General features: G+C 68.9%; 9 protein-coding genes and 1 tRNA gene. 3 read left to right on the top strand and 7 right to left on the bottom strand.

From position 1 onward, the window contains the following. Positions 1 to 813 carry a carbon-nitrogen hydrolase family protein gene (locus ASF87_RS12265; protein ID WP_056376197.1) on the bottom strand — a complete coding sequence of 271 codons (813 nt, stop codon included), beginning with the start codon at positions 811 to 813 and terminating at the stop codon, positions 1 to 3. A gap of 79 nt (positions 814 to 892) precedes the next feature. Here ASF87_RS12265 and ASF87_RS12260 point away from each other — a divergent pair. Continuing rightward, positions 893 to 966: transfer RNA gene (locus ASF87_RS12260), tRNA-Met, on the top strand. A gap of 229 nt (positions 967 to 1,195) precedes the next feature. Here the strand turns inward: ASF87_RS12260 and ASF87_RS12255 are convergent. Beyond that, a complete protein-coding gene (locus tag ASF87_RS12255) occupies positions 1,196 to 4,093 on the bottom strand; it encodes a UPF0182 family membrane protein (protein ID WP_056376196.1) in 2,898 nt (965 codons plus the stop codon). A 46-nt stretch (positions 4,094 to 4,139) separates the two neighbouring features. Then, positions 4,140 to 5,234 (bottom strand): YlbL family protein, encoded by a 1,095-nt coding sequence (locus ASF87_RS12250; protein WP_157550063.1) that lies wholly within the window; start codon positions 5,232 to 5,234, stop codon positions 4,140 to 4,142. Between the two features lie 116 nt (positions 5,235 to 5,350). On the opposite strand from ASF87_RS12250, the gene ASF87_RS12245 reads away from it, so the two are divergent. Then, positions 5,351 to 6,766 carry a zinc-dependent metalloprotease gene (locus ASF87_RS12245; RefSeq protein ID WP_056376195.1) on the top strand — a complete coding sequence of 472 codons (1,416 nt, stop codon included), beginning with the start codon at positions 5,351 to 5,353 and terminating at the stop codon, positions 6,764 to 6,766. 788 nt (positions 6,767 to 7,554) lie between these two features. Here ASF87_RS12245 and ASF87_RS12235 read toward each other — a convergent pair. Both ASF87_RS12235 and nudC read right to left on the bottom strand, forming a co-directional pair. Continuing rightward, positions 7,555 to 9,276: an ATP-dependent helicase gene (locus ASF87_RS12235; protein ID WP_056376193.1), complete on the bottom strand. Its 1,722-nt coding sequence runs from the start codon at positions 9,274 to 9,276 to the stop codon at positions 7,555 to 7,557. Continuing rightward, entirely contained in the window at positions 9,273 to 10,172 is a 900-nt protein-coding gene (nudC, locus tag ASF87_RS12230) for an NAD(+) diphosphatase (RefSeq protein WP_056376192.1), read from the bottom strand. Before nudC ends, ASF87_RS12235 begins: the two co-directional genes overlap by 4 nt. 63 nt (positions 10,173 to 10,235) lie before the next feature. Here nudC and ASF87_RS12225 point away from each other — a divergent pair, with 63 nt between their 5' ends. Further along, a complete protein-coding gene (locus tag ASF87_RS12225) occupies positions 10,236 to 11,567 on the top strand; it encodes a phosphotransferase (RefSeq protein ID WP_235558940.1) in 1,332 nt (443 codons plus the stop codon). On the opposite strand, the gene ASF87_RS12220 is transcribed toward ASF87_RS12225, so the two are convergent. Both ASF87_RS12220 and ASF87_RS12215 read right to left on the bottom strand, forming a co-directional pair. Continuing rightward, positions 11,513 to 14,962 carry a UvrD-helicase domain-containing protein gene (locus ASF87_RS12220; protein WP_056376190.1) on the bottom strand — a complete coding sequence of 1,150 codons (3,450 nt, stop codon included), beginning with the start codon at positions 14,960 to 14,962 and terminating at the stop codon, positions 11,513 to 11,515. The genes ASF87_RS12225 and ASF87_RS12220 overlap by 55 nt on opposite strands. Further along, positions 14,959 to 18,195, bottom strand: a complete 3,237-nt coding sequence (locus tag ASF87_RS12215) for an ATP-dependent helicase (RefSeq protein ID WP_056376189.1) — start codon at positions 18,193 to 18,195, stop codon at positions 14,959 to 14,961. The genes ASF87_RS12220 and ASF87_RS12215 overlap by 4 nt, the downstream gene beginning before the upstream one ends. Between the last annotated feature and the right edge of the window lie 148 nt (positions 18,196 to 18,343).

Raw genomic sequence — 18,343 nt, 5'->3', positions numbered from 1 at the left:
TCAGCGCGGTCCGACGGCGTATCGGCGCACCCGCAGCGAGGGATTCACAGCGCGCACGCGCTCGACGGTCTCCCGCTCGACGGCCGCGACCGCGATGCCCTCAGTCGTTCCCACTCCGGCGAGCACGACCCCCTGCGGATCGACGATCTGCGAGTGACCGACGCCGATCGGGGTCGGATGGTCGGCGGCGATCACATACGCGGTGTTCTCGATCGCTCGCGCCGCCAGGAGCGTCGTCCAGTGATGCTCCTTGAGCGGACCGCGCACCCATTCGGCCGGCACCACCAGGGCGTCGGCGCCGGCGTCGATCAGGGTGCGCGACACCTCGGGGAAGCGCAGGTCGTAGCAGGTCATGAGCCCGAAGCGGATGCCGGCGAGCTCGAAGGTGGCGGCCCCCAGATCGCCTGCTTCGATCCAGTCCGACTCGGTCTGGCCGAACGCGTCGTACAGGTGCTGCTTTCGGTAGCTCGCGAGGATCCCGTCGCCGCGCACGGCGACCACGGTGTTGTGGACGTGCTGGGCGTCCGACGCGCTCTCGACGAGACCCGCGACGATCACGACGCCGTGGTCCGCCGCGAGCGCCGTCAGGGTCGACACGAATTCACCGTCGAGACTCTCCGCATTCGCCGCGAGGGACTCATCCATCGGATCCACGAAGTAGCTCGAGTACTCGGGGAAGACGATCAGCCGCGCACCGCGCGCCGCGGCTTCCGCCGTCAGCTCCGCGATGCGGTCGCGATTGCCCTCTCGCGAGGACGTCGGCGCGAACTGGCAGACGGCGACGGGAACGGCGGCGGAAGCGGTCTCGGTCATGCTCACATCCTCCCCCCATCGTGCCTGTCGCGCCTCGATTCGCGGACTCCTGATTCACGTGTTAGGCTATGAAACGTGCCGCGGGGTGGAGCAGTTCGGTAGCTCGCCGGGCTCATAACCCGGAGGTCGCAGGTTCAAATCCTGTCCCCGCAACGAGAATGCGACACAAGAAAAGCCCTTGATCGGGAGAAATCCTGATCAGGGGTTTTTCGCATGCATCCACGCGCTGCTCGGCGACCGAGCGACACCGGAGCGGTCATCCGGCCTAGGACGCGAACCACCCGGCCACCTTCGCCGGCGGCGTCCCCGATACCGCTCGTGATCCTGCCGGATACGACGGATGCCGCCCCTCGAGAGGAGCGGCATCCGTCACTGCAGAGGGTTACTCCCCCGCGCCCTGTTCCAATCCGAGCAGCGTGTTCACAGCATCCGTGAGCCGCTTGTCGGCCTCCGCGAACTTGGTCAGGTCGCCTTCCTTGAGCGCTGCCTCGCGGTCGAGCAGCGCCTGCTGCGCGGCCGCCAGGGCTTCGGCCTCGGCGTCGGTCGGCACGGTCGGCTCGGTCGGGACCTCACCGGTGTCCGGATCGGGTTCGGTCGGCTCGACCTGGTCGTCTCCACCGGCCGCGCCCGCGTCACCCCCGAAGAGGGTGTCGAGCGCCGCGGTCAGCGTGTCCTCGAAAGCGACCTTGTCTCCGAAGGCCACGAGGACCTTCTGCAGACGAGGAAGCTTCGTGCCCTCGGAGGACTGCACATAGACCGGCTGCACATAGAGCAGACCGCCACCCACGGGAAGCGTCAGCAGGTTGCCGTAGAGCACTTCGGACTCTCCCTGCTGCAGCAGGTTGAGCTGCGGCACCACGGCGGTGTCGGAGTTGTAGGTGTTCTGCACCTGGCCGGGGCCGGGCACCGTCGTATCGGTGTCGATCTCGAGCATCCGCAGCTGACCGTAGCCTTCGGCCTTGACGCCCGCCTCGGATCCTGCGTCCGAGTCGACGGCGAGATAGCCCATCAGCACGTCACGGTTGCCACCGCTTCCCGTCGCCGACGGGATGAACGTCGAGAACATCGAGAACCGCGGGGAGTCCTGCCCAGGCATCTGCATCGTCAGGTAGTACGGCGGCTGCAGGACCGCGTCGCTGCGCGGGTCGTTGGGCGTCTGCCAGCGGTTGTCCTGCTGCGCGAACGAGCCCGCGGTGTCGATGTGGTAGATCCCGAGGATGTCGCGCTGGACCTTGAAGAGGTCGGTCGGGTAGCGCACGTGGCTCATCAGATCAGCCGACATGTCGCTCACGGGCTTCAGCGTCGACGGGTAGATGTTCTGCCACGTCTGCAGCACCGGATCCTCGTCGTCCCAGGCGTACAGCGTCACCGAGCCGTCGTAGGCGTCGACCGTGGCCTTGACCGAGTTGCGGATGTAGTTGATGTCGTCGATCGCGAGCGTGGGCGACGGGAGGTTCGAGTCGGCGATCGCCTCCGACAGGCTCACGTTCGTCGAATACGGGTAGGTCGCGCTCGTCGTGTATCCGTCGACGATCCAGACCACGCGTCCGTCGACCACGCTGGGATACGGGTCGCTGTCGAGCTCGAGATACGGTGCGACCTTCTGCACACGCGTCTTGGGGTCGCGGTCGTAGAGGATCTGGGAGTCCTCGTTCACCAGGTTGGAGAACAGGATCTGCTCCGACTGGAACTTCAGAGCGTAGAGCAGCTTCGTGAAGGTGTTACCGATCTGCGGTCCACCGTCGCCTTCGAACGTGGTCTTGGTCTCGGTCGAGCCGTCCTTGCCGCGCGGGTAGTCGATCTCGACGGGGTCGGTGCCGTCCGGCGAGCCGACGATCGAGTACTCGGGCGAGTTCTCGCCGAAGTACACGCGCGGCTCGAACTTCTCCTGCTCGGTGAGGAAGCCCGCGGACGGGATGCCGCGCTCGAGGAACACCGGCTCGCCGTCGGACGTGCGCTGGTTGCCCGCCGCGACCACCAGGCCGTAGCCGTGCGTGTAGACGGCGGCACGGTTGTTCCAGTTGCTGACATCGACGCCTTCCATGTCGAGGTCACGGACGGACACCACGGTGTCCTGCATCTCGCCGTCGATCTCATAGCGGTCGACGTCGAGGTTCTGCTGGAACTGGTAGTACCCGCGGTACTGCTCGAGCTGGCGCACGGCCGGGCTGATCACGGCGGGGTCGACGATGCGGATGGATGCCGTCGTCTCGGCATCCTCACGTAGCTGGCCGGCCTCGGCGTCGGTCTCGGCCTCGAAGGGCGTCGTCTCGAGGTCGGCGACCCCGTACGCCTCCTTCGTGCCGTCGATGTTCCGCTGGTAGAACTCCGCCTGGTACGCGTTCTGGTTCGGCGCCACCTGGAAGGTGGTCACCGCCCACGGGAAGCCGACGCCCACGACGAGCGAGGCGACGATCAGCAGTGCCGTCGCGGCGAGGGGGAAGCGCCAGCGACCGATGATCGCCGTGACGAAGAAGAGGATCGCGACGATCGCCGCGATGATCGTGAGGATCGCGAGACCGGGGATCGTCGCGTTGACACCGGTGTACGCAGGACCGACGATGCGGTCGTCCTGGGCGACGAGGGTCTTGTACCGGTCGAGCCACAGGCTCGCCGCCTGCACGAGCAGGTAGAGGCCGGCGATGATCGCGAGCTGGATGCGGGCGGGCTTCGAGATGCGCAGCTCGCCCTGGCCGATCCGGACGGAACCGTAGAGGTACGACACGAGGGCGGTCACGACGAGGGTGAGCAGCAGGACCGCCGACACGAAGGCCAGGAGGATCGAGTAGAAGGGCATCGCGAACATGTAGAAGCCGGTGTCGACGCCGAACTGCGGGTCGACGGTGTCGGTGGCGACGCCGTTCACCCAGAGCCAGACGGTCTTCCACTGGCTGGCCGCGGAGAAACCCGCGAACAGACCGAAGAAGATCGGCATGCCCCACATCGCGAGGCGGCGCAGCGGCTCGATGACCTCCTGGTATCTGTCCAGCTGCGAGCTGAGCCGCACGTAGACGGGGCGCAGACGGTACGCGAGCTGGATGGCCACGAACAGGGGCACTGCCATGCCGAGGAATCCGACGACGAACATCACCGCCGTGGCGATCCACTGGGTGGTGAGAACTCCCTCGAAGCCCACCTGGTCGAACCAGAGGTATTCGGTGTAGAGCGACGCGAAGACGAAGAACGCGGCGATCAGCGCGGCGATGATCGCCAACGAGATGCCGAAGATTCGTCGCGAGGTTCGGGGAGTGGCCGGGTTCGGTGCAGAAGTCGAGGTCACCGTCCCATCCTAGGCACGCCTTACTGTGCTGCGGCTGTCATCCCTGTCACGGGGAGGTCACGACGTCGCATGACGGCAGTGATCCGACGTCTCCGTCCTCGGCGATCACATCGAGCGCGGCGAGCGATTCCTCCAGGCTCGACGTGCTGATCACGGTCAGGCCGTCGGGGATATGGCCGGCGACCTCGTCGCAGTTCGTCGACGGTGCGAGGAAGTACTCCGCCCCCGCATCACGAGCGCCGTAGAGCTTCTGCCGGATGCCGCCGATCGGTCCGACGGTGCCGTCGGCTTCGATCGTGCCGGTGCCCGCGACGTTCTTCCCGCCGTTGAGCTCTCCCTCGGTGACGGTGTCGATGATGCCGAGTGCGAACATCATCCCGGCACTCGGGCCGCCGACGTTGTCGAGCTGGAGCGTCACATCGATCTCGAAGTCGTAATCCGTGCGCAGGGTCACGCCGATCAGCCACGTCGTCACGTCGCCGTCGGTCTGCTTCGCCGGCGTCACCTCGACGACCTGCTCTTCGCCGCCGCGCTGCACGGTGAGCTCGACCGGCGCACCGGCAGCATCCTGGATCGCCTGACGCAGCTGCTTGGCCGAGGCCACAGCGGTGCCGTCGACGGCAGTGATGACGTCTTCCGCCTCGAGAGCGCCCTCGGCCGGCGCATCCTCGACGACCTCCTGCACGACGACCTCGGCTCCGGTGTCGTAGCCGAGCTCGTTGAGCGCCGCGGCTGTCGCCTCGTGCTGCGAGTCGACCATGAGCGTCGCGTTGCGTTCGTCCCGCTGCTCTGTCGTGACACCCTCGGGAAACACCGAGTCGAGCGGGACCACCGCTCGGGAGGAGTCCATCCAGGCCAGCGCGAGTTCGAACCAGCTCGGCGTGCGCTCGCGGTTGCCGACGACCTGCACCGTCGTGAGGTCGAGCGATCCGGCGGTCTCGAACGTCTCGGTGCCTTCGACCTGGATGAGGGGAACCTGCTCGCCGTCTGCGCCGGCCGCAGTGCCGAGGGTGTCGTAGACCGGGCCGGGACGCTGGATGACGTACGGCGTCGGGAGGAAGGTCAGCACGACGAGCGCGATCAACGCGACGACCAGCGCCCAGACGCCAAGTCCGAGCTTCACAGGCCGGGTTCGATCCACAGGTTCCTCCGTCGTTCGCGGGCGGCGTACAGCGATCTGCCCGCTTCGGGGTCTCGCGGCCGATCCTGTGACTAGCGTAGATGCCACGGCTTTAGGCGTGCTGAGAGGCGAGCGACATGTCAGACAACGACCCGACCCCCGAGGACTTCCAGGAGTTCCTCCGACGAATGATGTCCGGCCAGGGTGCCGGCGACATCGACCCCGAGGCGCTGCAGAACGCCTTCGCGGGCATGGATGGAATCCAGTTCGACCCGGCGATGATGCAGACCATCATGTCGCAGCTGCAGGGCGCGTTCGGCGGCGACGCCTGGGAGAACGCGCTGCGTCAGGCGCTGCACATCGCCAACCGCGACGGCCTCGGCATCACCGACGGTTCGCGGAGCTCGCTCGTCGACTCGTTCGCACTCGCCGATCTGTGGCTCGGCGAGGCGACGACGATCTCCGAGCTCGGCGAGTCACCCAAGGCGATGACACGCGGCGAATGGGTCGAAGCGACCCTCCCGGTGTGGAAGGAGATCGCCGGCCCGGTGTCGACGAGCATCGCCGATGCGCTCACCAGCGCCCTCGACACGCAGGTGCCCGAGGAGATGCGCGACGTCGTGCAAGGCGCCGGCAAGCTCATGCGCGGTCTCGGCGGATCGGTGTTCGCCGCCCAGTTCGGGCAGGTGCTCGGCAACCTCGCGCTCGAGGTGGTGTCGGGCGGAGACGTCGGCATTCCCGTGCTTCCGGCCGGAACCGCGGCTGTCATCCCGCAGAACCTGACGGCGTTCGGCGACGGTCTCGAGATCCCCGAAGACCAGATCACCCTCTATCTCGCGACCCGCGAACTCGCCTACGCCCGGCTGTATCGCCATTCCAAGTGGTTGCACCTGCACGTCATGGCCCAGATCACCGACTTCGCGCGCGGAGTCACGGTCGATGTCGATGCACTCGAAGACGTCGCGAGCCGCCTCGACCCCTCGAACCCCGAGGAGCTCCGCGCGGCCATCGAGGGCGGTGCTCTGCTGCCCACGCAGACGGAGGCGCAGCGCGAGGCCCTCGCGCGTCTCGAGAACCTCGTGGCGACGATCGACGGCTGGGTCGACGTGGTGACGGCTCAGGCCACGTCTCGCCTCCCCGATGGGGCACGGATCGCCGAGGCGGCCCGCCGTCGCCGAGCGGTCGGCGGTCCGGCCGAGGATGCTCTCGGCGCGCTCGTCGGCCTCAAGCTGCGGCCACGTCGTCTGCGCGAGGCCTCGGCCATGTGGCAGGCGGTGACCGACGCCGTCGGCATCGCAGGACGCGACGCGCTCTGGGACTACCCCGACCTCATGCCCACCTCGGAGGACATCGACGACCCGTCCGCGCTCATCGCGCGACTTCAGGCGAGCGCACGAGGCGAGCAGCCCGTCGCAGATGAGTTCGATGAGGCCCTGGCCCGTCTGCTGGACGGCGACGACTTCTCGAGCGAGCAGCCGGAGAGATCTGACGCCTCGGAGGATGAGCAGGACTCCGACGGCGGTGACGGCCCGGGAGGCGATCGCCCGGTGTGAGCGGGGCGGGAGCGGGGTGCGCTGACTTTTCCACGGATGCCCGAGACTCCCCCACCGGAAGTTCGGCTTTGCGCAGAATCGAGGGATGTCTCCTCTGACGCCCAAGACCATCACCCGCCTGGATCCCGCCGTTCCGCTGCTCTGGCGAGACGGGGAGACACTGCAGATCGGCATCGAAGGCACGCTGCGCATCGCGGCGTCCGAGCCGTGGGTCGAGCGACTGATCGGTCGGATGGCTGCCGGGTTCCGGCGCACGGCCTTCGATGTGGTCGCGCACGCCGCAGGTGCACCGCGCGCGGAGGCACGGATGCTCCTCTCACGACTCGAACCGCTGCTCGTCGACGACGCCCCGGCGCCGAGAGCCGCATGGGTGGAGAGCATCGACGTCGCCGACGCGCGCTGCGACTACCGCATGCGCGAAGCACTTCTCGACGAGGGGATCGTCGCCGGAGCGCGGGAGAACCCCGCCGACATCGGAGTCGTGCTGGTCGAAGGCGCAGCAGCAGCCCTGCACTTCGCCCGCTACCTTCGCGACGACACCTCGCATCTCCCCGTGGCGCTCGAGCGAGGGCGGACGACCGTCGGCCCCCTGGTGGTGCCCGGCGAGACCCCCTGTCTCACCTGCCGCGACGAGCACGAACGCGAGCGCGACGACGCCTGGCCGCGGATGCACGCGCAGCTCATCGGGCGAGCGTCGGGTCCGATCAGCGTCGCTCGGATCGCGGACGCGGCGACGCTCGTCGCGCGGCTCCTTGCGGAGACGTCATCAGCGGGTTCGTTCGTGGGCGTCAGCGGCGATGGCCGGCGCGAGTGGCGTTCGGTGGCGTTTCATGCAGAATGCCGGTGCCGCGCGCAGTCGTTCCCATCTCTGCCAGGAACCGCGACGGCGCCCGCTCCCCTCGCCCCGCTGAGCGCGACCATGACAGCGAGAGAGTACGCGCGGCCCGCGTGACGCCGACGTAGGCGAGGCGGCGTTCTTCGTCGATCGCCTCGAAGCCGGAGGCGTACGAGATCGGAAGCGCGCCCTCTGCCCACCCGGCGAGGTGGACGTGCGGCCATTCGAGACCCTTGGCGGCGTGCAGTGTCGAGAGCGTCACGGTGCGCATCGTGGGCTCGTGCTGGTCCTTCGCGCGTGCCATGAGCGCATCGCTGAAGGTGCGCAGGTTCTCGTCCGGCCCCGCATCCTCGGCGAGACGCAGAATCGCGCGCCGAGCCTCCCACCCGTCGCGCTGCGCGCCACCGGCCGCGGGTGGCTCGTCGGAGAGCCCCAGCTCGCGGAGGACTCGCTGAACACCGGGGAGGAACCCCTGCTCCGTCGGAGCCACGGCGGCGGCCCTCAGCGCCAGGATCGCCTGACGCACCTCCGGCATGGCGAAGAACCGCGTTCCGCCCAGCACGGAGGTCGGGATCCCCTCTGCGGCGAGCGCCTGCTGCAGCACCGCCGACTGGGCATGGGCGCGATAGAGCACCGCGATCTCCGAAGGCGACGCCCCGGATTCGATCCGAGCAGCCACGGCAGCGGCGATCCCCTCGGCCTCGTCGCGCTCGGAGTCGTAGGCCGTGACCGTGGGTGATTCCGCGTTGAACGTCTCTCTCGCCGGGATGAGCTCGAGCGCGCCCGGCCGACCCTTCATGAGAGCATTGGCCGCTTCGAGGATCGGCGCCTGCGAACGGTAGTTCGTCTCGAGCCGCACGACCGTGGCATCCGGATGACGCCGCTCGAACTCGAGCAGAAAGCGCTGTTCCGCGCCGGCGAACGAGTAGATGGTCTGGCTCGCATCGCCGACGACGCAGATGTCCTTGCGGTCGCCCAGCCAGAGTTCGAGCAGTCGGTTCTGGAGCGGAGAGACGTCCTGATACTCGTCGACCGTGAAGTGGCGATACTGCTCGTGCACGGAGGCGGCGACGCGCGGCTCCGCTTCGAGCATCCCGGCGCATGCGAGCAGCACGTCCTCGAAATCGAGTTGGCGCCGCTCGTCCTTCAGTGCCTCGTAGCGCTGCTGCAGCTCGACGAACTGCGCGGAGTCGATCCCGCTCACCGTGCGACCGAGCAGCGAGTGCTGTTCGACCGAGAGCATCGACACCTTGCGCCATTCGATCTCGGAGGCGATGTCGCGGAGGGTCGCAGTGCTCGGGCGCAGACGCATCGAGTCCGCAGCCTGGCCGAGCAGTCTCACCTTGTTGTCGATGATCGACGGCGCGGGCGAGCCGGCCAACGTCGGCCAGAAGAAGTTGAGCTGGGCGAGCGCGGCGGCATGGAAAGTGCGCGCGGCGACGCCCTCGACACCGAGAGCGCGCAGGCGTCCTCTGAGCTCTCCCGCGGCCTTCGCGGTGAAGGTGACCGCCATGACCCGAGACGGCGAGTACGCCCCGGTGTCGACACCGTGGGCGATCCGATGGGTGATCACACGCGTCTTGCCCGTTCCCGCGCCGGCCAGCACGGCGACGGGACCACGCAGAACGGATGCCGCCTCCCGCTGTCGATCGTCGAGGGCTTCGAGCGCGCTCACGCGCGCTCCTCGAACCACTCGAGGATGAGTGCGCGCGCGATCGATGCGGGCCCAGGCAGACCGACCGGTCCGTCGCCTGCGAGAGCGGACCCGATCTCGTCGCGAGAGAACCAGCGCACGTCGATGATCTCCTCGCCGTCCGGACGCAGCACGTGGTCGTCCAGAGCCACCGCACGGAATCCGAGCATGAGCGAGCGAGGGAACGGCCATGGCTGAGACGAGACGTAGCGCAGTGAGGCCAGGCGGACGCCCGATTCCTCCTCGAGCTCCCGATGCACCGTCGACTCGAGAGACTCGCCCGCCTCGGTGAACCCGGCGAAGCAGGAGTACATCCGTCCGCCCCAGTTCGCGTTCGCCCCGAGCAGAAGTCGTTCGCCGTCCGAGCTCTCGACTGCGACGATCACCGCGGGGTCCGTGCGGGGGAAGTGCTCGCGGCCGCAGACGAGGCATCGGCGCGACCATCCGGCCTGCCGCACCTCGGTGCCTCCACCGCAGCGCGGGCAGAACGGCGCGTCGCGCAACCAGCCGCCGAGCGCCAGTGCCTCGATGAGCAGCTCTGTGTCGCCAGAGCCGAGACGCGCGCCCAGGTCGCGGAGACCCAGCCAGACCTCATCCGGGGCGGTGTCGACGGTGTCGCCCTCCGGCGGCAGCACGGCGAGAAGCACAGCGGTTCCGTCGCCGTCGCGCCCTAGGAGCGCCCAGGTCGCGTCGACGATCTCGGAGGCGGGCACCCGCAGCAGGGTGGCCGGATCGAGATCGGCGCCGGAGATGCGCACCCGACCGTCGCGCACGGCGATCACCCTCGTCTCCTCCTCTGCGCGGAGTCGATCGAGGATCCCTGGCTCGATGCGCAGATCCGCTGCGCGGTCGAGGGAAGTGCTGCTGTCGGCGATCATCGGCTCCTCTCTCACGGGCGTGGCGGAAGCGGGACCGCCCCCACGTCCACCTACCCTGGAGGCATGGGACGCTCTCCATTCACTCTAGCCGCGGCGGTGACTGCCGCACTGCCCGGCGCCGAGGTGACCGGGGCGCGCGCGCTCAGTGCCGACGGCGACGGCCGCTTCGACTCCGCTGTCGCCACGCTCGCCGACGGACGCGAGCTCGCGATCCGCGTGGCAGACGACGACGAGACCTCTCGGGAGCTCGCCGCCGAGGCCCTCGCCCTCAGAGCGCTGACGGCCGGTGCGCGGGCGATGCTTCCCTTCAGAGCTCCCGAGTACATCGGCGAGACCCGGCTGGCGGACGCACACGCACTGGTGACCGAGCTGCTGCCCGGTTTCCAGATCGAAGCCGCGATGGTGCCAGCGGGCCGGGGCGCCGCCGAATCGATGGGCGCGGCGATCGCCGCCGTCCACGCGCTTCCCACGTCGGTCGTGCGGGGCGCCGGTCTGACCACACGGTCTGCTCAGGAGAGCCGCGACGAACTCGCTCGACTGGTCGACGCCGCGGCATCGACAGGGCGCGTCCCCGCTCGACTCACGGTCAGATGGCGCGACGCCATCGCCGACGACGACCTCTGGCGTTTCGAATCGACGGTCGTGCTGGGTGGAGTGCAGTCCACCTCGTTCATCTTCCGCGACGACCCGGAGCTCGGCCCCGAGGTCACCGGACTCGTCGGGTGGCATTCGCTGGCTGTGGGCGACCCGGCGATCGACCTCTCATGGCTGTCGACCGCCCCTGATGCGGCAGATGACGTCCACGCGTCGTACGCTCGCGCCGCCGATCGCGGCCCGGACGCAGCACTCGAGGTGCGCGCTCGGCTGCTCGCCGAGCTCGAGTTCGCCCGCTGGCTGGTGCATGGGGACTCGCTGCACCGACCCGACATCGTCGACGATGCCGCCGCTCTCCTCGAGGCGCTCGCAGACGGACTCCACAGCGACGATCTCGGCGTGATCGCATCGCACAACGAAGGTGTCGAGTCTGCTCTCGACGCACTCGACAGGGTTCCGTCGAGCGCCGTCTCCGGTGTCGACACATCGATGCAGACCGACGCGTACAACCCGGACGACCTCTGGCGCGACGACAGCGACGGCCAGGGCACGAGCGATCTCAGTGAGACGGCGGATGCCGCACATCGCCTCCAGGTGGGTGGCCTCGAGACCGAGGACCTGTCCGGGGTGCGCGACCAGCTCTCGGAAGACCTCGGTGCGGAGCGGCGCACGACCGGCGATGCTCATCATGCCGACACGCCCGAGAAGGCGGATGGCTCCGACGAGGGGTCGCCGGAAGATGAAGCTCAGCGGGCCGCCCGAGCAGCGCTCCAGCGCTGGAAGAGCTCCGGCTCGGAGTAGACCCGGTCACCGCGGATGACGAGGTCGTCTGCGACGTAGTAGAGCGCGACATCGATCTCGTCGAGCGGCACGCCGAATCGGCGATGGTAGGCGAGGCGATACAGCGCGAGCTGCAGCATCCGCTCTTCCCGCTCCTGGGGTGTGCGCGGGGCCTTGCCCGTCTTCCAGTCCACGATCTCGATGCGCCCGCCCCGATCCTCGCGTCGGTAGACCGCATCGAGCTTGCAGATGACGATATGGCCCTCATCGCCCGGCAGCGCGCCGCCACCCAGCGCGAAGTCGATCTCGATCTCGACCGCGATGGGCTTGAGGGATCCCCACTCGCTGGCCTCGAAGATCTCCTGCAGAGTCGAGAGGTCTGCGGCGTCGGCTGACGACACCTCCGCTCCGCCTGCGCTCTCCCCGAGGGAGAGGTCGTCTTCGTCTACCTCCCAGAGTGCCTCGTCGACGCGCTGGCCCACGCCGACCAGTTCGCTGCGCCGCTCGACCCAGGCATGGAACAGCGTGCCCAGGCGAGTCTGCCGATAGGGTCGCTCGGGCATCGGGCGGACGAGGGAAGACACCGTGCCGGCGAAGTCGGTGACGTAGTCCTTGAAGCGGGAAGCGGGCACGCGAGTCGGGGGTGGTGCATCGACGCCGCGCAGTCGTGCGGCACGCTCGGCGAGCAGACGGACCAGCTCCGGGGAGGCCACAGGTTCGCCCTCGGCGGCAGCGCGCACAGCTGCGGCCGCGGACTCGACGATGCCCCGCCGAGCACCGAGTGGGTCGAGCGGCCAGGTGAGCGTGGCGCCCGGACCTTCGTAGGGGTTCTCGTCAGGATCCACGGGCTCGATCGGCCTGCGACCGAGCACCTCCATGGCCTCGATCAGGTACGGGCTCGGCGCCTTCGGCTGCTTCTGCCCCGCCCAGTGCGCTCCGGTCAGGAGCAGGTGGCTGCGCGCCCTGGTGACGGCGACATAGGCCAGTCGACGCTCCTCCTCTTGCTGATACTCGCGATAGGAGTCCTTGAAGACGGTGATCGCGCCCGGCGCCGTCTTGCTCTTGCTCGTCAGAGATGCGATCCCGGCCTTCAGCCGCTTGGCCGGATCGAGCTCCTCGTCAGAGGGGGCGATCCAACTGAACGTCGGCAGCGCCGCGCTGTCGCCGCGCAACGCGAAGGGCAGCACCCCGAAGCCGAACCACCCCGAGGTGTCCGTCGGTCGCGACGGCAGTTCCCCCTCGACCATGCGCACCACGGCGACCGCATCCCATTCCAGGCCTTTGGAACCGTGGACGGTCAGAAGCTGAACCACTCCCGGCTCCGGCGGCTCCGGGCGCGGCACCAGTTCATCCGTGCTCTCGGCCTTCTCGAGCCAGGCGAGGAGGCTCGAGATCGTCCCGCGCTCGTCGGCGGCGAGGAACGACCTGACCTCGTCGGTGAACGCACGCAGCTGGGTGGCGGCGATACGAGCCGGCCCCCTCGTCTCGTTCGCAGCGAGCTCGATGTCCAGACGCAGTTCGAGCTCGATGAGCCTCAGCATGTCGGGAAGCGGCAGCGACGAGGCTCTGCGAAGACGTTCGAGCATCTCCCCCGCTGCGCGTATCCGAGAGCGACCCTCCGGTGTGATGCCCGACAGAAGGCGGTAGTCATCGTTGAGGCCGCGGAGCACATCGACGGCGTCGATGATGGACAGCGCCTCATCCGCGCCTCGCGAGGCGCGGATGCGCTTTCGGAGTTCGTCGTCCAACGGCAGCAGACCGCTGTCTCTCCGCGAGAGCTCCGCTGCAAGCCCCTGCAGCGCGGCCATGTCGGCGACCCCGACCGAGAAGCGAGGGCCGACGAGGAGTCTGATCAGAGCTGAGCCGGCGGTGGGATCGTGCAGCACCCGCAGTGTCGAGACGACATCGACCACCTCGGGCGTGGCCAGGAGACCACCGAGGCCGAGGATCCGGTGGGGAATGCCCTGCGCGGCCAGGGCAGCCGCGAAGGTCTGCATGTGGCGCTTCGACCTGAACAGCACCGCCCCGGTGTGCGGCTTGGCTGGGTCGTCGTGTGCTGCACGACGCGCGGCGAACCACTCGGCGACCGCGCGCGCCTCCTCATCGACCGTGAGCGGGAATTCCACCTCGACCGCCCCGGGGCCCGCACCCGGGCGGGCCTCGAGGGGTGGCACGTCCAACCCGGGTCTGCGCAGAGGACCGAGGATGCGGTTGGCGACACCGAGGATGCTCCGGTCGTTGCGCCAGCTCGTCATCAGACTGTAGTTCCCGACCTTCTCGTGCTCGGAGAAGGTCCGCGCGAAGGCGTGCAGGTTGTCGGCGCTGGCGCCTCGCCATCCGTAGATCGACTGGTGGGGATCGCCCACCGCCATCACGGCGGAGTCTCGGAAGAGCCGTGCGAGGAACTGCGTCTGGATCACGGAGGTGTCCTGGTACTCGTCGAGCAGCACGACCTGATGCTGCTGTCGGAGATCTTCGCGCACATCGGGTGACGACTCGACGATGTCGTAGGCGCCGCTCACCTGGTCGGCGAAGTCCAGCACACCGCGTCGTTCCTTCTCCGCGATGTAGTCACGGACCAGCACCGACAGAGCGGGAAGAGCGCGAAGATTCGCCACCGCGGTCGCGACATCCGCATTGCTCGAGTACGGCTCGAACGCCTCGGCCTGACGCAGCGCGATCCGGTCGGCGCGGTCGAGGTCGACCCTGTGGTCGAGCGAGTCACCGGCCAGTCTCTGCACCGCATCGACCACTCCCGCCACAGATCGGTCTATCTGCTCCAGCTCAGGGAGGTCGGCGCGCAGCACGACGTCGCGCACCAGCATCCAGGACGCCGCCTGACTGAGCATGGCGACGTCGGACTCGCGGCCGATGCGCGCCGCGTGCTCGCGCACGATGCCGTCTGCGAACGCGTTGTACGTCGACACCTTCGGACGGATCAGCAGGTCCTCGGCCGACAGGGGGGCCGAGTCGCCCGCGGTGCCGAAGCGCTGGGCGAGTTCATCGAGCACCTGCGATCGGACGACCTCGCGCTGACGGCCGTTCGCTGCTTTCGACACGCGATCGAGAGCGTGGCTCGCCACGATCTCGGGAAGGTGCGGCAGCAGCCCCCTTCTTCCGTATTCGTCGATGAGCGCCAGCCTGGCGCCGATCCGCTCGGCAAGCTCACCGGCGGCCTTGCGGGTGAAGGTCAGCCCGAGAATCTGATCGCGGCACACGTGCCCGTTCGCGACGAGCCAGACGACACGACCGGCCATCGTCTCGGTCTTGCCGCTGCCCGCTCCCGCGACCACGAGCGCAGGTGCGGGTGGCGATTCGATCACCCTCTGCTGCGCCTCCGTGGGCGCCGGAAGGCCGAGCGCGGCAGCGACGTCCAGTGCAGAGATCCCATGCCCCGCTCCCGTCCACGCAGTCACGCGCTCACCGCGGCGACGGTGTGGATGCGGCACGGCTGGACCCGCCATTGGGTGTCTGCGCAGTGCGCCTCGACGTGAGCGGTGAAGCTGGACGCCGCCATGCCTCGCGCAGCCTCGGCGATGCGTCCGAGGAACTGCACCCGCTCTTCGCCGGCGAGGGTGTGCTGGTGTGCGACGCGGAAATCGCTCCCGGCAAGGGTCTTGGCGACGAGCACGAGCCGCGCTCCGGCCAGTGCCGCCGGATCCGCTCCCTCGATGAGCCCCTCCTGCACAGCCACCTGGTATGCGGCGAGCTGCGCGTGGTCTGCGACCTTCTGCTCGCTCTCCGGCTCGTACTTGCCGGTCTTCAGATCGACCACCACGACGCGTTCTCCTCCCTGCGCATCGGCCATACGCGTCCATCTCTGCCCTCGGGCCTTCGCATGCTCCCCGCCCCCGGCGGTGTACGCCTCGACCCTGTCGATGAAACCGTGGACGATCGCGTGGTGCGGGTGGGGGTCGTCCGGTTCGGTGCTCACCGGGCGGACACCAGGCGGGACGCCGATCTCCTCCGGAACCTCGACCGCGAATCGGAACTCGACCTCGCCGGCGATCACGCGACCGCCTTCCTCTGCCACGTCAGAGAGATAGCTGTGCAGTCGATCGATGTACAGGTCGGCTCGACGACGCTCTTTCCTGCCGATCCAGGCCGTCTCGAAGTCGAGCTCGGGCCAGTGCTGGGCCAGAACGTCGCGAAGGCGATCCAGTTCCCCGTCAGGCACCTGCTCCATCGCTTCATGGATGATGGTGCCGATGCCCGCCGACGGCGGCATCACGGTGTCGCCGCCGAGTGCGGAGACCGCCCAGTTCAGTTCGCATTCCTCGAACGATTCCATGCGTGACGGCGACACCCGAGCGGCATCGACCGCGAGGTCGTGCAGTGGGGCGTCGGTCGTCGGCGGAGCCACGCCGTACCACTCGGACGGGTCCGCGCCCGGCACGCCCTCTCTCGCGAGCACCGCCAGCTGCGCGGACGCGTGCTCTCGCGCGGCCGGGGAGGTCGAGGTCGTCAGCACCCGGCGATGACGGGCGACGAGGCCTCGCAACGTGAGCGGATGCTCCGCCGATGCATGCAGCTCGGGCGGATCGGGCGGCGGGAGGAAACCGAAGAATGGGCTCGGTGTCAGGTCGTCGTCGTCGACCGCGGTGACCAGGAGCCGGCGGCGCGAGCGAGAGATCGCGCGCACGAAGAGACGCAGTTCGTCATGGAGTGCCGCACGGCGCCGGTCGAGGGTCTCGGGCGGGTGCTCGACGGTTCCGCTGCGGGCGGCGAGCAGCGCATCGGCGAGGCGCCAGGTCTGCAGCATCCCGCCGCGCAGACGCACGTTCGGCCAGATGCCGTCCTGCACTCCGGCCACCACGACGGCGTCGAACTCGGTGCCGAGCGCTGTCGCAGGTGTGAGCAGGGTCACCCGTCCCGGCCGATCGGGACTCGACAGCGAGTCTTCGGGCACTTCGCTGTCGAGGATGTCGCGCACGAACGCCTCGGGCTTCTCATTCGGGGTGCGTTCGACGAACCGCTTCGCCGCACCGAACAAGGAGACGAGGGCGTCGAGGGCTCTCGCGGTCTCCGCACCGCTGGGCTGCAGCGACATCTCGCGCCACGCGACCTGGAGCTTGCGCCCGTCGACTGCCCTGGACTGATCCCAGACCCGCCACAGAAGATCGTGGATCGTCTCGCCGTCAGCCGCCGCGGTGGCCACCTCGGCGATGGTCGAGGCGAAGCGCGCGGCCAAGCGGGATTCCTGCGCATCGATGAGAGTGAAGTGGTCGGGCGAGGCCAGCGCCTGGCGCAGCAGCTCCCGAGCCGGCGTGGACCCGCCGAGGTCGAGCTCGATATGACGCAGACGTGCCCGAAGGCGCCGGAGACCGATCGCATCCATGCCGCCGAAAGGAGTGCGGAGCGCCTCCTCCCAGTCCTGGGGGGTCCGGTCGTCAGGTGCGGTGAGGGCCAGGCGCACGATGCCGACGATGTCGCGCACGATCGGCTCGGAGCCGAGGGGACGCTGCACACCCGCGGCTCTCGTCGGAATCTCGCGTGCCGCGAGCTCTGACTCGAGGTGCGTCACCTGGCGGGTGTCGTGCGCGATCACCGCGATGCGATCCCACGGAACACCGTCGGTGAGGTGCCATTCGCGCATCACGCCGGCGATGCGGTCGAGCTCTTCATGCGGCGACGGCGCGATGAAGGTGCTGACGTCGGTGGGGGCGCCTGCTTCCTGTGCGTCGAGCGGTTCGGGGGCGCGTCGGTGGTCGATGCGGCCCGACGCCCCGATCGCCTGTGTGACGGTGCGGGTGAGCGCAGTGAGAGCGGGCGCCTGCCGATGAGGCCTGTCGAGGACATGCACCTCGCCCAGCGCGGCGGCGAGCTGAGCGAACAGCTCCGGGCTCGCTCCGCGGAAGGCTCCGGAGGAGATGTCAGGGTCGCCGAACGCGAGCACTGCCGTGCCTCGTGCACGCAGCGCCTCGACCATCGCGATCCCGCCACGTGTCAGCTCCTGCGCGTCGTCGATCAGCACCACCCTGAGATCCGCGAGGGGCCCCAGGACAGTCGACTCGGCCGTCTGGAGGATCGTGCGCGCCTCGGCGAGCAGATCTGCGGCGTCACGGTGGGACGCCCGAGCCAGATCGAGCACCGCGCGGTACTCGACGAGGAAGTCGGCGACGGCAGACCAGGCCGCATCGTCGGCCGCGCGCAGCTCCCCGGGCTGCGCGCCGAGCTCGACGCACTCGGCGAGGAACGCACGAAGCTCGGAACGGAAGCCCTTCGACGCGCGAACCGCGGGGCTCAGCGCCTGCGGCCATATGATGCGCTCGTCTTCCGCATCGCCCGCGAGCAGCTCGGCGATCAGACGGTCCTGGTCCGCCCCTGTCAGCAGGGCCGGCGGCTCTGCTCCTGCGCGCACCATCGCTCCGCGCACGACCTGGAAGGCGAACGATCCGAGCGACCTGGCCAGAGGGCCGGGGGTGGCCTGACCGATTCTGACTCCGATGCGGTCGCGCAACGCGGTGGCCGCCTGCCTGCTCGGCGTGAGGACGAGGAGCTGCTCGGGGCGCATCCCGACGGTGTCGAGCAGATGCACCACACGCTCGGTGAGAGTGCGGGTCTTGCCCGTTCCGGGCGCTCCGATGATGACACCGGATGCCGACGCCTCTGCGCCGATCACGGCGTTCTGCGCGGCGTCCTCTGTCATGTCCTCCACGCTACTGCGGCGCACGGACATCGCCGCCCGCCGCCGTCTCACGACGCTGTGCGCTCAGGGCGAAACCCACCCGATCGGCGGATCCCGTCGTCTCGCCGCCCGGTAGAGTTGGGCGCAGTCGTCGACCTCCGAGGTCGAC

Source organism: Microbacterium sp. Leaf161, assembly GCF_001423645.1.
GTDB classification, from domain to species: Bacteria; Actinomycetota; Actinomycetes; order Actinomycetales; family Microbacteriaceae; genus Microbacterium; species Microbacterium forte.
The sequence above is the reverse complement of the archived record's forward strand: the minus strand, read 5'-3'. Positions and strand labels throughout refer to the sequence as shown.